Annotated in this window: 8 protein-coding genes and 1 tRNA gene; 7 read left to right on the top strand and 2 right to left on the bottom strand. The window is 41.4% G+C overall.

What is annotated here, in order from left to right:
- The first annotated feature begins 139 nt into the window (after positions 1-139).
- Positions 140-1,183: a quinolinate synthase NadA gene (nadA, locus tag N473_RS19915; protein ID WP_063363890.1), complete on the top strand. Its 1,044-nt coding sequence runs from the start codon at positions 140-142 to the stop codon at positions 1,181-1,183.
- A gap of 99 nt (positions 1,184-1,282) precedes the next feature.
- Positions 1,283-1,372, top strand: a tRNA-Ser gene (locus N473_RS19910).
- Between the two features lie 396 nt (positions 1,373-1,768).
- Here N473_RS19910 and N473_RS19905 read toward each other — a convergent pair.
- The gene (locus N473_RS19905; RefSeq protein ID WP_063369441.1) at positions 1,769-2,107 is read right to left on the bottom strand and encodes a hypothetical protein; all 339 of its coding nucleotides are present in this window, start codon (positions 2,105-2,107) and stop codon (positions 1,769-1,771) included.
- A 206-nt stretch (positions 2,108-2,313) separates the two neighbouring features.
- Here N473_RS19905 and N473_RS19900 point away from each other — a divergent pair, with 206 nt between their 5' ends.
- Positions 2,314-4,893 carry a serine/threonine-protein kinase gene (locus tag N473_RS19900; protein WP_063369440.1) on the top strand — a complete coding sequence of 860 codons (2,580 nt, stop codon included), beginning with the start codon at positions 2,314-2,316 and terminating at the stop codon, positions 4,891-4,893.
- Here N473_RS19900 and N473_RS19895 read toward each other — a convergent pair.
- Positions 4,843-5,391 carry a hypothetical protein gene (locus tag N473_RS19895; protein WP_063369439.1) on the bottom strand — a complete coding sequence of 183 codons (549 nt, stop codon included), beginning with the start codon at positions 5,389-5,391 and terminating at the stop codon, positions 4,843-4,845. The two genes, N473_RS19900 and N473_RS19895, sit on opposite strands and share 51 nt — an antisense overlap.
- 348 nt (positions 5,392-5,739) lie before the next feature.
- On the opposite strand from N473_RS19895, the gene N473_RS19890 reads away from it, so the two are divergent.
- From N473_RS19890 to recD, 4 genes are all read left to right on the top strand, one after another.
- Positions 5,740-6,768, top strand: a complete 1,029-nt coding sequence (locus N473_RS19890) for a GGDEF domain-containing protein (protein ID WP_039607809.1) — start codon at positions 5,740-5,742, stop codon at positions 6,766-6,768.
- Between the two features lie 123 nt (positions 6,769-6,891).
- The gene (gene recC, locus N473_RS19885) at positions 6,892-10,185 is read left to right on the top strand and encodes an exodeoxyribonuclease V subunit gamma (RefSeq protein ID WP_063369438.1); all 3,294 of its coding nucleotides are present in this window, start codon (positions 6,892-6,894) and stop codon (positions 10,183-10,185) included.
- The gene (gene recB, locus N473_RS19880) at positions 10,172-13,699 is read left to right on the top strand and encodes an exodeoxyribonuclease V subunit beta (RefSeq protein ID WP_063369437.1); all 3,528 of its coding nucleotides are present in this window, start codon (positions 10,172-10,174) and stop codon (positions 13,697-13,699) included. The genes recC and recB overlap by 14 nt, the downstream gene beginning before the upstream one ends.
- Positions 13,699-15,588 carry an exodeoxyribonuclease V subunit alpha gene (gene recD / locus N473_RS19875; RefSeq protein ID WP_063369436.1) on the top strand — a complete coding sequence of 630 codons (1,890 nt, stop codon included), beginning with the start codon at positions 13,699-13,701 and terminating at the stop codon, positions 15,586-15,588. Before recB ends, recD begins: the two co-directional genes overlap by 1 nt.
- Positions 15,589-15,611 lie beyond the last annotated feature (23 nt).

Raw genomic sequence — 15,611 nt, 5'->3', positions numbered from 1 at the left:
TCCATCATGACCCACCATTATCTTTTCGATTCATTTATTCTTAAATATTCTTTGTGAATATCGTCTATTACTAGGATTATCTCCGTATTTTTCGTATAATTCGCGGCAATTATGCAATGTGGACTATGTGGTCGAGAGAATGAGTCTAGCAGAACAAATCATGCCTGAGGATTATATATTTCCTCCAAAGCCAGCACCGTTGAATGATGAAGAAAAAGAGCAGTATAAAGCTCGTATCAAGTCATTGTTAAAAGAGAAAAACGCGGTATTGGTTGCCCATTATTACACAGATCCTGTGATCCAAGCGCTTGCTGAGGAAACCGGTGGTTGTGTTGCAGATTCATTAGAAATGGCACGTTTTGGTGCTAAGCAAGAAGATGCAGATATTATTATTGTCGCCGGTGTTCGTTTCATGGGTGAAACGGCGAAAATATTAACGCCGGAGAAAACTGTTGTGATGCCAACATTGGCAGCAACTTGCTCATTGGATGTGGGTTGTCCAATAGACGAGTTTTCTAAGTTTTGTGATCAGCACCCAGAGAGAAAGGTTGTTGTATACGCAAACACATCTACCGCGGTAAAAGCGCGCGCGGATTGGATTGTAACGTCTTCATGTGCTCTTGAAATTGTTGAGCATTTGGATTCTGAAGGGGAAACCATTATTTGGGGCCCTGATAAGCACTTGGGTTCTTATATTCAGAAGAAAACGGGTGCTGATATGATCATGTGGAATGGTGCTTGTATCGTTCATGATGAATTCAAGACGCAAGCTTTGAAAGACATGAAAGCGCTTCACCCAGATGCGGCAGTACTTGTTCACCCTGAGTCGCCAGCTGAAATCGTTGACTTAGCAGATGCAGTGGGCTCGACTAGTCAGCTTATTAAAGCTGCGCAGGATATGGATAACCAGAAGTTTATCGTGGCGACCGATCGCGGTATCTTTTACAAGATGCAGCAGCTCTGCCCTGAGAAAGAGTTCTTCGAAGCGCCAACAGCCGGTGAAGGCGCAACGTGTCGTAGTTGTGCACATTGCCCATGGATGGCTATGAATGGTTTACAGGCCATTGAAGAAGCGCTTATCAACCCTGAAGGGAAAGAAGTATTCGTAGATATGGAGTTACGTGAAGGTGCATTGCGTTCACTTAATCGTATGCTCGATTTCTCTGCGAGTTTAAAGCGTTAATGACAAGTTTGTTTGTAATCTGTGCAGTTAACACAGATTACAAAAAAAATACTTGCTAAAAGGCGGGGGTTTTCATAGTATTACCCCCGCTTTCAGTGCGGAGAGGTGGCTGAGTGGCTGAAGGCGCACGACTGGAACTCGTGTATAGGTTAACCCCTATCGAGGGTTCGAATCCCTCCCTCTCCGCCATTTCTTGGCTTAAAAGCTGTATCTTAAAACTGACCTTCCCAGTTTTGAGGCGAACTAACAACTAATCTAATTTCTCCTCCCATCTGTTTTACATGCTAGTTATCTTCGTGTGCACTTTTTTCACAGCTTTACTTCATTATTTTAAGAGGTATATAGTCGAAAGATTAGCAATCCAGATACGGGTTAAATCTGAAGACTTTAAGTGATTGGCAAATTTATAAAGTGTGACTTGGGCTTCGAGGGTGTGTGTTTGTTCTTCGTAGATGGTACAGACAAACTGATGCCTTATCTCATATTGCTTCATGATTCATTGATTAATATAAACGGCACAGGCTCATTACATATTTTGTGAGGTGAATTGACTTTTCTTAAGCAAAAGCTGCTTACGAAGCTCTTTTATTGGCACCAGGTAGTATCACACAGGTACACATGATTAATTTTAGGATATTTATTGGATGAGTCGCAGCCAGTCAGTTGGAGGAAAATCTTCTCTTTTGTTGCCTTATGTGACAGCAAACCTGAATACATAGTGTCAAAGTTTTTAATGTTTGTATCTAAGAAGTACCAGTCTTTTTGTGAGCAGTTTTCATATTGCTTCATGGTTCTTAGCTTAACCCTGACACCTTCTGTTCCAATAGTGATTGCTTTGATCTCTGATACTTCAGTATAGCTTGCAGCTTGTGCATTATTATGAATTAGCACAAGGCTGAGTAAAGCAAAGACAGTTTTTTTCATATTTCCTTTCCTATTATTTCCGTTTTAGTCACTATACTAGAGTTGTCTCTTATTTGGGAAATTTAATTTCGCGCTTTTGCCATTGTGTAACTGTACGTTTTAGTTAAAAAACTGACCTTTTGTCTACAATGGTTACTATTAAATTCATTGTTAGGGTAGAATATTAGACGTTCTCATATAGTTTTGAGCCAGGGTAGGTAGAATAAATGCGCAGTGAAGAATGCTTTTCTGATACATACTTAGCGCCAGTAAAGCACATTGCATCGGGTGGGATGGGAGATGTGTTTCTTGCCAATGACACTCGCCTAAATAGACAGGTTGCGGTAAAAAGAATTAAGTTAAGTCAGCAATCAGACGACCTCAAAATCAGAGAGCGAGCGCTTGACGAAGCGCGCTTAATGGCCAAAGCTAATCACCCAAATGTTGTTCAACTATACGATATTATTGAGGTTGGCTCAGATTTATTGCTAGTGCTGGAATATGTACCTGGTCAAACATTAGCTAAGTATATGAAGCAAAAGCTACTCACTATTGCTGATAAGTTCTCGTTGTTGGAAAAGGCAGCACATGGCCTTTGCTATATTCATCAGCTAGGGCTTATTCACTGTGATATTAAAGCGAGCAATATCCTCATTTCCAATACCTCAGAGGTGAAACTGTCTGACTTTGGCATTGCAAACTCGATACAGAGCAACAAATCAGATCAGCCCTTAGGTGCGAGTTTTGGCAGTATAAGCACGATGTCACCAGAGCAACTTGAGGGAAAGCACGTTGAACAGTCAACGGATGTATTTTCTTTTGGTGTGCTTTGTTTTGAGTTGCTCTTTGGATGCCATCCTTTTGGTGTGACGAAAGGCACTGAACTGGCTAAGTGCATCAAACACGATGCTTTTATCGAACCCAGCAGCTTAACGCCTGATATCCCCGTTGAATTTATTCAATTACTCCGTAATATGTTGTCTAAATCGCCTGAGTCACGTCCATCAGCGAGAGAAGTGCGATCGGTGCTTGGCAGAACGTTGGCGTTACTCGAAGTAACCGGTGCGGACGATACGGCGTTATTGTCAGCTACACAAGAACTGAGACATGAGCCCAGAACGCTAATACGACCAAAATATGTTTATAGTGGTTTTGTGTTGAGTATGTTGTGCTTAATTTTTTATTTAGGGTGGTCTTTTTTAAAGCCAAAAAGCGAGCTTCATTATGCCTTGGTGCTTGAGCCACAAATCACGATTAACGACCATAGTGAAAGAGCAAGCGCTAATTTGTTGCACGCCACAGTTGATAGCGCAATCCGACAAGTCATTATAACAGCGGCTAATGCGGAGCTGATCAATCATAAAGAGTATAGTGATATTAAAGATGCCGCCAATTTGGCAAAAGCAACCGGTGCGACAGCGGTTTTTCTTCCTGAAGTTAAATGTGAATATACGCAGTGTAATGTTCGCCTCTCCTTACTCAGTGGAGATAGCCAATTAGTTTTGGGAGAACTGAATACGCAAACGAGTAAAGATAATTACTTTGTTATTCACTCAATCTATGAGCGGTTTGCAACTAAATTACTTGGCCAGCCTCTGCAGGATGAAAGGCAAAGCGTTATGTCGACAGAGACGGCCTTCTTTGAGGAATACCTGAGTGTTTATCATGACGTTAATATTAAAGGCGATCTGTCTCATTCAAATTTGTCTCGCGCATTGGCGTTGATTGAACAGGACCCTAATTATTTGCCGCTATATAACTTGGCCAGGGATTTGTTATTGGAGCGCTATCATATTGATAGAGAGCAACAGTTCATCGATAGATTAACCGTGTTACTCGATACTGCACCAGAGCGTTACAAATCCACTAAGCCTTATTTGGTCGATAAAATTGTGTTGGCAATTGAAAGTCAGCAGCAAGAACTCGCTGACGATTTGTTTCGTCGTTTGTCTATCTATGGTGAAACGGCATCGAGTTATCAGCTTAAAGGCTATTATTTTTACAAGCAGTATCAAATAGATAAAGCAATAGAGATGTATCTAAAGTCTGTGTTACTTAAACCAGATTTAAATAATAAATATAATTTGGCTGTGATGTATCTCAATAATGGACAAATTATAGAGTCAAAAGCATTGCTACATGAAGTTGTTCAGACATTCCCTGACTTTACGAGGGCGCATCGACTGATTGCAAATATTAATATGTTTGATGGGCACTGGCAGGCAGCCGCCACAGGTTACCTTGCTGTTTTAAAAAATAGTAAAAGCTCTGAAGATTATAATAACCTCTCTCTTGCCTATTTGTATTCTCAGGAAATTGAATTGGCATTGTCTGCTGCAAAGCAAGCGACTCTTCTAAGTCCTGAAAATCTTGCGATGAGGCTTAACTATGCCGATTTGTTATTACTGGGAGAGCATAAAAAACTGGCTATTGAACAATACAATCAGGTAGCTAATCGTGCGCGCGAAGATATGTCTGTCAATGAATTAATTGCTGCAGGACAGGCTATGGCGCATCTAGAGCGCTACAGCGATGCACTGCACTATTTATATAAAGTAATAAAATTAACCACAGACAAAATAGAATATGCTTATGGAGCAACTGTGATTTTTACACTTACAGGTGATCATCATTCCGCGCTGCTCCACTATAACGAGACAATTAAAGGCGGCTATTCACCTAATTGGTTTAACTTACCTTGGTTTAAGCCACTATGTAAGTATCCGCAATTTAAATCATCCCATAAGGCACTGTGCTTATCTGGGTGGAATTGGGCGACCAATGATAAGTATCGGGTCAATGATTAAGTTAGCTGTGTCTGCTGCTAAATTAGAATCAAGCTGAGTGCTTGATACTCTGTCAGCTAACACGATATCAAATTTTAGCTCTGTTTTGATATCGAATGGTAGGTCTTTCGGTACTATCACAGCGAGCTTAAGTACACTTTTGCTGTATCCATTTGTGCTGTTGTTGAGAATACTGGTACTGAAGCTTTCTACGTTATCTAGCTGTTTAATATTGGTTGCACTAATGATGTAATTCTTTGCTGTCTTATCATCTAATTTATACAAAAAGTTCACTGCAATCCCATATTGATACTGATCTTCACTTAGTTCTACTTCAAACGGGGTATTGGCGTAGTTGATTGCTTCATTTTGTGATGTCGAAGGGTCGAACGTGATCACTGCTTGTTCTGGACCTTTCTGTGGATTGAATTGCGCGCTGAAGTCAAAAATAGAACCCGTTCGCGGGGTTTTATCACTATTTTGTATCTCTAGGTTGAGCTCGTTTATCACATCGTTCATTTGTAATGTCCTTTCATATTTATTTAAGTCGAGCCATATGCAAGTATTCACTTGCCTTGCGGTCAACTATGAGAATAGAAGAATACTTTATTACATGCTATTACACGGCTTGGCTTGCCTTAGTGCTCATGCAAACCATGCATTCGAATTGCCCATCAGATTAGTGTGTATCAAGGCATCAAGGACAAAGCAGTACGGGAAATTTTTAGGGTGAGTCATTTAGAGTAATTTGCTTGGTGACATTGCTGTTCCTTACTTTCTGACCAATACTTATAAGTGACGATCTAGTACACCTTCACGCATGAAAATCATGAAGGTATATAACTGAACAGATAGAACAGGCAAGCGATGCAAGAAGAACTATTAAATTCGGTTATAAAAATAACGAAAACACGTGATATTGATTCATTGGAATATAGCTTGTTGTCGACAATACAGGAGTTTATAAATTGTCAGCGTATTTCAGTGTTCAAAACGATTCAAGGGCATGGGCCATGTACCGTGGAGCGTAGTCTTGCGCTCATGGTGCATGATGTCGGCGAGTATGAGTGGTTAGATAGAGTGATTTTAGACAACCCTCATGCAGAGCTGAGTTCTTGTTTGCAGTCAGCATGCAGTATCACCATGCAAGACGCTGCGGGGGCCGAGCGGCGTTGGTTACCCATCGTCATTCATGATAAGCCTGTTGGTGCAATAGAAGTGCAGTGTCAGGGGTTAGACAGCGCACAACAGGTGATGTTGAATGCATTCATCCGTATATACGAAAATTATCTCACAATATTGCGTGAGAATGAGCGAGATAAGCTAACAGGGCTTTTAAATCGTCAAACCTTTGATAAAAAGCTTAAGCAGCTTCTTGAAAAGCAAATGTTAGAACAAAACCGTGCCATTAGAGATGGGTCCGATTTGCGGACTCTGCATCAAGGCGCAACCTCCTGGCTGGCCATGTTGGATATTGATCACTTTAAAAGTGTTAACGACACCTATGGTCATGTCTGTGGCGATGAGGTTTTACTGATATTAGCGCAGCGTATGCAGGATTTTTTCCGTAGCACAGATTTGTTGTTTCGATTTGGTGGAGAAGAGTTTGTCATTGTATTTGAACCTGCAGACTATGCCTCAATAAAGCAAAAAATGAATGATTTTTTAGAGCTTGTACGACAGACTTCGTTTCCATTTATTAAAAAGTTAACTATCAGTGCTGGCCTTGCGCGGATCAGCCCTTATGATTTCCCGATCAATGTGTTAGAAAACGCGGACAAAGCATTGTATTTTGCAAAAGAACATGGACGTGATCAGGTAGGATTTTATGAAGACTTGATATCTCGCAAGCAAATAAAAGATCATATTGAAAGCAGCGATATTGATTTATTCTAACTAGACTCAGGTCACTTTGTCTATATAGTGACCTGAGTGTTACTGCACCGTACACTTTTTTCTGTTATACCCTGTGTATTTCTCTTAAACTGTTCATTCTAATTGACTTTCAGCTAATCTAATATGTTGCATATAATTCAATCTAATCGTATGGAAGCGTTGCAAACTCAGTTTAATACTGTGATGCAAACTGCGCCTTTGCGCGACCCATTTGTCAGTGAAACTGTGTTGGTTCAATCTCCTGGTATGTCACAGTGGTTAAAAAATGGATTGAGTGAGCATATCGGTGTAGCAGCACAAGTGGACTTTCCCCTGCCGTTGAGCTTTATTTGGCGTCTATATCAGCAGTTTTTACCTGATGTACCTGCAGAGTCTCCATACAATAAAAGCAATATGGCCTGGAAGTTATACAATTTACTGCCAACGAAGCTGGAACAACCATTGTATTTACCGTTGGCAAACTATTTAGCTGTTGATAAAACAGAGACTGCCGTTGATCAAGAGGCTCTAGATGGCTTAAAGCTATTTACGTTATGTGAAAAAATAGCCGATGTTTATGACCAATATTTAATGTATCGCCCCGATTGGTTGGCTTCTTGGGAGTCTGGTACTGATGAATTATTAGATGTCGATGTCACAATAGCACCTTGGCAGCCGGATTTGTGGCGGAGTTTAGTTGAGTATACCCATCAATTAGGCCAAAGCCCGTATAATCGAGCCAATATGCATCAACAGTTGCTCACAGCACTGTCGAATGCTGATAGTACTCAATTACCTGAGCGTATTTCAATTTTTGGTTTATCGGCAATGCCGACCAGTCAACTTGAGGTTTTTCAGGCTCTAGCCAGTAAAACTGAAGTGCTACTATTTTTCTTTAACCCCAGTGAGCATTATTGGGGGGATTTGGTGGATGAGAAAACACAGGCAAAAATCCACGCGAAATATGTCAAACGACCAGAAATTGATGCCAATTTAGATGAGGAGCAAGATTACTATAACGTAGGTAATCCATTGTTGTCGTCATGGGGCAAGCTGGGTAGAGATTATCTTGAACAGTTATTGCAGCTAGATGCGCGTTGGCTAGATGGGTTTGTGGAAGATTTTAACGACTCATTATTATCCCAGATCCAAAATGAGATCTATCAATTGGCCTTTAAGGGTGAGTCTTTGCAAGCGGACCCTAATTGGTTTGTCAGTGACGAAGGTAAACTAGATATACACCACAGCGATAACAGTATTTATTTACAAGACTGCCATACACCGCTTAGAGAAGTAGAGTGCCTACATGACCACTTGTTGAACTTATTCAATCAATATGAGGGCCTGACACCGAAAGACGTGATTATCATGATGCCAGATGTTGGCGCTTATAGTCCGTATATTGAAGCAGTATTTGGCAGTGCTCAGGGTGGCCGGTATATTCCATATGCTCTAGCTGATATGGCTATCGAACAAGAAAAGCCCGTATTGTCGTCATTTGTGACATTGGTCAATTTACCGTTTAGTCGTTTCGGTGTCTCAGATATTTTAGATTTGTTGGCGGTAGAGGCGATTTCGAGTCGGTTTGAACTTGAAGCTGCCGAATTTGAGCAGATCAAATATTGGTTAGAACAAGTGGTGATTAAATGGGGCTTAGATGGTGAAAATAAAGCGGAACATGGGTTGCCAGAAATACCGCTAAACACGTGGCTTCACGGCTTAAATAGATTGCTGTTAGGTGTGGCAACAGGTCAAGAAGAAACGGATTTTGACGGTGTTTATCCTGCTGATTTAGTAGAAGGCATGGCCATTAATATCTTAAGTAAGTTGGTGGCATTTATTGATGCATTGAATCGTGTTAAGCGGCAGCTAAATAAACCAAGAACCTTAGCACAACAGGCTGAGATGTTAAGAACGCTCTTGACGACTTTTTATCACCAAGAAACGGAGCAAAGCTGGGATTTAATGCAGCTAAATAAGGTGATCGAGGGAATCGAAAAACATTATGAAAGTGGCGATATGCGCTTGCCTGTAGAGCCTAGGGTACTGGCTTATTTAGTTAAACAAGGGATCCAAGAGAAAGGGGTGGGACAGCGCTTTTTATCTGGTGCAGTCAACTTTTGTACGTTGATGCCGATGCGTGCGGTGCCATTTAAAGTAGTTTGCTTACTTGGTATGAATGATGCAGATTATCCTCGTCAAGTTCAACCTATCGGTTTTGACCTAGTGCCAGCATCCTCTCGTCGAAAAGGTGACCGTTCACGTAAATTAGATGACAGATATCTCTTTTTAGAGGCTTTGCTGAGTGCGAGGCAGCATTTTTACGTCAGTTATATTGGTCGCTCATGTTTTAATAATGAAGTGCAGGTTCCTTCAGTACTAGTGAGTGAGTTATTTGAGTACATCGACCGCAGTTTTCAATTTATCGACAGCGATACGCCGGTCAGCAAACAGCTGAAACATCAAGCACCACTTCAGCCCTTTAATTCACTACATTATCAACCGGGTTCATTACAAAGTTTTAATCCAAACTGGCTGTTTGAATCTGTTGAAAAAGCGGTGGAAAAAGCATCACCCTTGACTATTGCATTGCCTAGTGAGTTAGAGCTAACTCAGTTTTTGCGAGCATGTACCGCACCACAAAGCTATTTTTATCAAAATTGCTTAGGCGTAAAAATTAATCCAGCGCGTGAGTATCAAGATGACACTGAACCATTTTCTTTAGATCCTCTTACACGTTATCAATACCTACAAGAAATTGTAGATGCTCAGATAAATAATGTATCGCTTAGCTCAGAGCAACTGCTACAGAGAGGCCATTTACCTCAAGCTTATGTGGGCGAGATACAATTAGAGTTACTCGCACAGCGTGTTATACCCATGGTGGGGGTGTTGAAGTCCAAACTGTCTGACCCGCAAGTGCCTAAAGAGGTAAACATAGAGATCCAAGGTATAAAAATAGTAGGTTGGCTCGACAAGATATTCGCAAACGAGCAGGTTTTTTACCGACCCGCGAGTATTAAAGCGAAAGATAAAATAAGATCTTTTATCTATCATCTGCTCGCTAATATCACGGTATCGACCATGAGTACGACTGTGATTGGGCTAGATGAGCAAGTCACTTTTGAGCCATTAGATAAATCGAGTGCAATGCAGTTATTAGAAATGTGGATTGATTTTTATCAACAACTGACAGCCGAGCCTGTGCCATTTTTCCCTGCTTCTAGCTATGCGTTTGCAAGTACTGATGATATTGGTAAAGCGCAATTAAAATTTGCGGGTGGTCAGTATATTGGTATAGGGGAATCTGAAGATCCCTATGTTGCGCTGAATTTCAGAGAATTAGAATCGTGTATGGAAGAATTCATGTCACTCAGTAAGTCTTTATTAGGGCCAATTATTGCGCTAGAAAAGGAGCTGTCACATGGAGATGCTTAATCCGGTAACTATGCCTCTTTATGGCCATAATTTAATAGAAGCCAGCGCAGGAACGGGAAAAACTTATACCATCACCGCGCTGTATTTAAGGTATTTGCTTGGCCTTGTAGACGCGCAGCATGCCACTTGCTTAAGCGTTGAACAAATACTGGTTGTGACGTTTACTGATGCAGCGACTCAGGAAATTAAAGACCGAGTGCGTGCGAGGATCATTGATGCCCGTGATACGCTTTTAGGTGCAGAGTGCAAAGATCCACTGATCCTAGCTTTGTTGGAGCAAGTCGAAGATAAAAAGGCCGCATTTAAACTGTTAGATGCGGCAGCAAAATCGATGGACGAAGCCGCTATTTTTACAATCCATGGATTTTGTCAGAGGATGCTAAAGCAGCATGCCTTTGAGTCAAATTTAAGTTTTAATTTAGAGTTTATTCTTGATGAAACAGAGCTGTTAAAAACCGCTGTGGAAGATCATTGGCGAAAGTTTCTATACACCCTGGATAAAGAGCAGACTGCGCTTGTTTTAGAGCATTTCTCGCATCCACAAAGTTTGATGAAAAAGTTACTACCGTTACTAAATAAAGCCGGTGCAACACTTTCACCCAGCGTCAATCTTGAAGATATTTTGGCAGCAAGAGCGCAATATCAACTGAAAGCGGCGGAGTTTAAACGCGCAATACGCGAAAGTGAATTTATCGCGTGTTTAACGGGTTCAGGTCTTGCCAAAAATAAAGCACCTGGGCGAGCAGCAAACATCAACGCATTAGGTGATTATATTGCCTCGGATGCGTGGTATTTCGAATTTGGCACGAGTAAGCATTCATTTAATTTGTGGGGGAGTGCGCAGTTAGGCGATACGAAAAATTATAAAAAAAATGCTGAGCTCATCTCTCATGACATGATCGCGCTATTTGATGAGATGGCGATCTTGCATCATCAAGTGAAAAACCTCTTACCGATAGCGTTATTGCAAGATGCATTGGTTCAGGTCAAACAGCTTTTGGTGCAACATAAACAAACACAAAGTACGATATCACCAGATGATTTATTGAGTAATTTATATAGCGCTTTGCAGGGTGAGTCGGGGCAAGTTTTAGCCACAAAAATTGCTCAGCAATTTCCTGTCGCACTGATCGATGAGTTTCAAGACACGGATCCTATTCAATACGGTATTTTTAGTACCATATATGAGGAGGCTGACGGTGCTGGGTTGACTATGATAGGTGATCCTAAGCAGGCGATTTATGGATTTCGTGGCGCGGATATATTTACCTATATAACTGCGAAGCAAGCTGTTGATGAGAGTCGACACTTTACTTTAGCTAAAAACTATCGTTCGGCAAAATCTGTGGTGGATAGCATTAATGCTATTTTTTCTCAGCACGAGCAAAGCTTTATATTCAATGATGATATTCCATTTTATGCTGTTGATGCCCAAGGTAAATCACAGGGACACTCTCTCCAAGGCTATTCCGATCATGTTTTAAATTTTTGTGTTTTTGATAGTGCAGGGGAGGTGACGAGCAAAGCACATGCGCATCAAGCGCTTGCGCAAACCTTTGCGGCAAAAGTTGCCACTTTGCTTTCTCGCTCTGAGCAAGGACAAGTGATGATAGGCGATAATTCCGCTAAAGCGGCTGATATCTGTGTGTTAGTGCGAGACAGGAATGAAGCTTCAGTGATGAAGCAGGCGTTACATGCATGTGGCGTAAGCGCCGTTTATTTGGCCAGAGATAGCGTATTTTCTCAGCCTGTTGCTGGTGCACTCAATCAGCTTTTGCACGTACTACACGGTGCATATGATGAAGCAGCTTTACGAGGTGTATTAGTAAGCCCTTTGTTTTCATTAAATTATGAACAGGTTTATGCACTTTCACAGAATGAGGCACAGTGGCAAAGCTATTTAGATTTTTTTGCTGAGCTAAAACGAATTTGGTATCAAAGTGGCGCGATGGCCATGTTAGAAAAGCTTATGGTACGAAACCAACTGGCAAATATCTGGCGCAGCAATGGTTATGAAGTAGAGCGTTGGTTGACTGATTACAGACACCTTGCAGAGTTGCTGCAACACAAACAAATTGAATTGGAAGGCACGCAACGTGTTTTAAGGTGGCTAAGTATTCAGTGCGCTGAAGCAGCTCTAGATGGTGCTCAATTGCGTTTGGAAAGTGACGCCAACTTGGTGAAAATTGTCACCATGCATGCATCGAAAGGCCTTGAGTATCCCATCGTATTTATGCCATTTGCACTTGGGTACCGTGACCCCAGCGAAGTTATCTACCATAAGGGTAATAAACTAGTTATTGACTTAGATGCTGATGACAATGCGATTCAAGCGGCATCTAAAGAGCGTCTCGCTGAAGATATTCGATTACTCTATGTTGCCTTGACACGTGCTGTACATTATTGCGAGTTGGGACTGTTTAATATTCCATTGGGCCGCAGTAAAAAGCTCGGCATTGGACAAACAGCACTTGGTTATGCTTTATTTGGCGACGCAGATTTTAAAGATGCGCAGCAATGGCATCAAGCGTTAGAGCAAATATGCCAACAGCACGCTGGTATGTCTATGGAAGTTTTTACAGAGCCCCAATCCGCCTATTTTGGTGAGAAAAAAACCTTATTACCTGAAAACCTTGCGATTAAAATACAGAATGCGGCAATAGAGACAAATTGGCGCACAACCAGCTTCAGCCAGTTGAGTTATCATGCTCATCATGATGATAGGCCTGCAGGCGCACTTGACGAACACCATGAACTCGATTTGCCTAGACTCGCACAAACACCGATTAAGACACCATACAGCTTTGTGAAAGGTGCTAAAGCGGGTAGCTGCCTACATGAAGTTTATGAGCAAATTGATTTTACGTCGCCACACAATCCAATAGCGTCTGAAAAATTACCGCTGAATGATGTTGTTGAGGCGTGTTTAGAGAAATATCAGATTGATACGCAGTGGCAAGAATGCGTAGCTCTATGGGTACAAGCTAGCCTTGATTGTCCGTTGACTCAAGAAGGTGAGCTTTCATTAAGCCGCTTGCCCCCTGCCGATTGCTTGGTGGAAATGGAGTTCCATTTGCCACTTTCAGCACTTAAAGCAAATCAATTAAATAAAGTTTTAACGGACATAACAGGTCAGCCGAGTTATTTACAATTTGATGATGTACAGGGCATGTTAAAAGGCTTTATTGATCTTATTTTTCGCTGGGAAGGCAAGTACTACGTGTTAGATTATAAGTCGAATTATCTGGGAGATGATCTGAGTGATTACAATGATGATAACTTAATGTCTGCTATGTCATCTCACCAATATCATTTGCAGTACTTGATTTACAGCGTTGCTTTGCATCGTTTACTTAAATATCGCATTGCGAATTATTCTATTGAGGCGCATATGGGCGGTGTTTATTACTTGTTTTTGAGAGCACTGCCACAAGGCGGTGGCGTTTTTTTCAAGTCTCTGACTGAAAAGGAACTACTAACCCTTGATGCACTTTTTGAGCCGGAGGCAAGGTAATGTCTCAAATATCACTCGATTTTACGCAACACAACTTTGATGACAGTGTATTTTTGGAGGTTTTGCTTGATCAGCGCAAGGTGAGAAATGTCGATATTGCCTTGGCAAAGCTGTTATGTGATGGACAATTTAATGATGTCTTTTACCTGATCCTATTGTTATTGAAAGCCGAGCAAAGCCAAAATAGTTGTTTGATATTAGCGCAAATAGACTGGTTTAATCCGTTTGAGCTAAATGTAGAGCAAATTGAACAACATATTGAATTAACACCGTTTAAAGACAAAGCAAAGGCACTGGAGTCACTGACTTCTCATCCCGCAGTAGGAGAAAGTAAGCCGATAGTGATTTTCAATGAGCAATTATATTTGGCGCGTTTAGCTGGCTATGAGGCATTTTTAGCTGAGCGCTTTACTGCGCTAGCTCATAGAGATATTGATCTTGACTTTACTCAGTTAACACAATTGCTTGATATGTACTTTCCAGCACATGCTGACGATGCGATAGATTGGCAAAAAGTAGCGTGTGCCATTGCCGCTTCGAGTGCATTTTGTGTCATTACGGGAGGTCCTGGAACGGGGAAAACAACCACTGTCACAAAGTTGTTGGCAGTATTGCAGTCACTGTATGCCAAAGCGCCACTTAACATTAAATTGGTGGCACCAACAGGAAAAGCAGCGGCAAGGCTCAGCGAGTCCATTATTGGTGCGAAAGGGCGCTTAAACTTGGCCCCTGAGTTAGCTGACTTAATACCTGAACACGCACAGACAATCCATCGTTTGTTGGGGGTGATCCCCAATAGCAATAAATATAAGCACCATGATAAGAACCCATTGCATTTAGATTTATTGATAGTAGATGAAGCTTCCATGGTTGATTTATCACTCATGCGTAAGTTAGTTGCGGCGCTTCCTGAAGGTGCTAGGTTGTATTTATTGGGCGATAAGGATCAATTGGCCTCTGTTGATACGGGTTGCATTCTTAACGATTTATGTGCTGATTTAAAGCTTGGTCACAACCCGACCTATTCACCTAGTAGAGCTGCTTTTCTTAACCAAGTGTGCTTTGGTGGCGAGCAGAGGTTATCTGGCAGCAACGGTAAATTCCAGTTGCAAGATGTGATGGCATTTTTGCAGCAGAGCCATCGTTTTAAGAGCGATAGTGGCATTGGCCAGTTGGCCGGAGCTGTAAACAATAACGACCACAATCACTTGGATTGGGTTATTCGGCAAGGTTTTTCTGAGTTAAGTCTATACGGCCTTTCAAACGAAACGTATTTGCAGATGATAGAGCGTGCGGCTAACGCTTATAGTCATTATCTTCAAGCCATTCATGCTGGTGGCAGCGCTGAACAAATTCACAAGTTGTTTGCTAATTATCAGTTATTGGCTGCTGTACGTGAGGGGCCGTATGGTGTAAATGAGTTGAATAAGCGGATCGAACATAAACTCGCTCAGCATAAGCTCATTAGGCCATATAGTCGTTATTATTCTGGCATGCCATTAATGATCACTCAGAATGACTATCAATTAAAACTGTTTAATGGTGATATAGGCATCATTTTGCCAGATAGCAGTGGACAGTTGTTTGCGACTTTCATGGATGAACAAGGAAATTTACGCTCAATTAACCCAGCCCGTTTGCCGAGTCATGATTTGGTTTATGTGATGACAATTCACAAATCTCAGGGCTCTGAATTTAACTATACGGCGATGGTTTTGCCTCCAATACAAAGAGCAAGACAGGGGATTAATCGGCAACTGGTATATACAGGGATCACACGAGCTAAAAATCATTTTGAGTTGATCTGTCAACCTCAGGTACTCAGATTAGCGATGAATAAAACGGTCGGTAGGAGCTCAGGGTTACGTTTTAGGTTGCTAAAAGATTAATTTTTTGTTTTTTATTTGTTTCT

It is taken from the genome of Pseudoalteromonas luteoviolacea CPMOR-1 (assembly GCF_001625685.1).
Classification (GTDB): domain Bacteria; phylum Pseudomonadota; class Gammaproteobacteria; order Enterobacterales; family Alteromonadaceae; genus Pseudoalteromonas; species Pseudoalteromonas luteoviolacea_K.
This window is presented reverse-complemented; position numbering and strand designations above follow the sequence as displayed.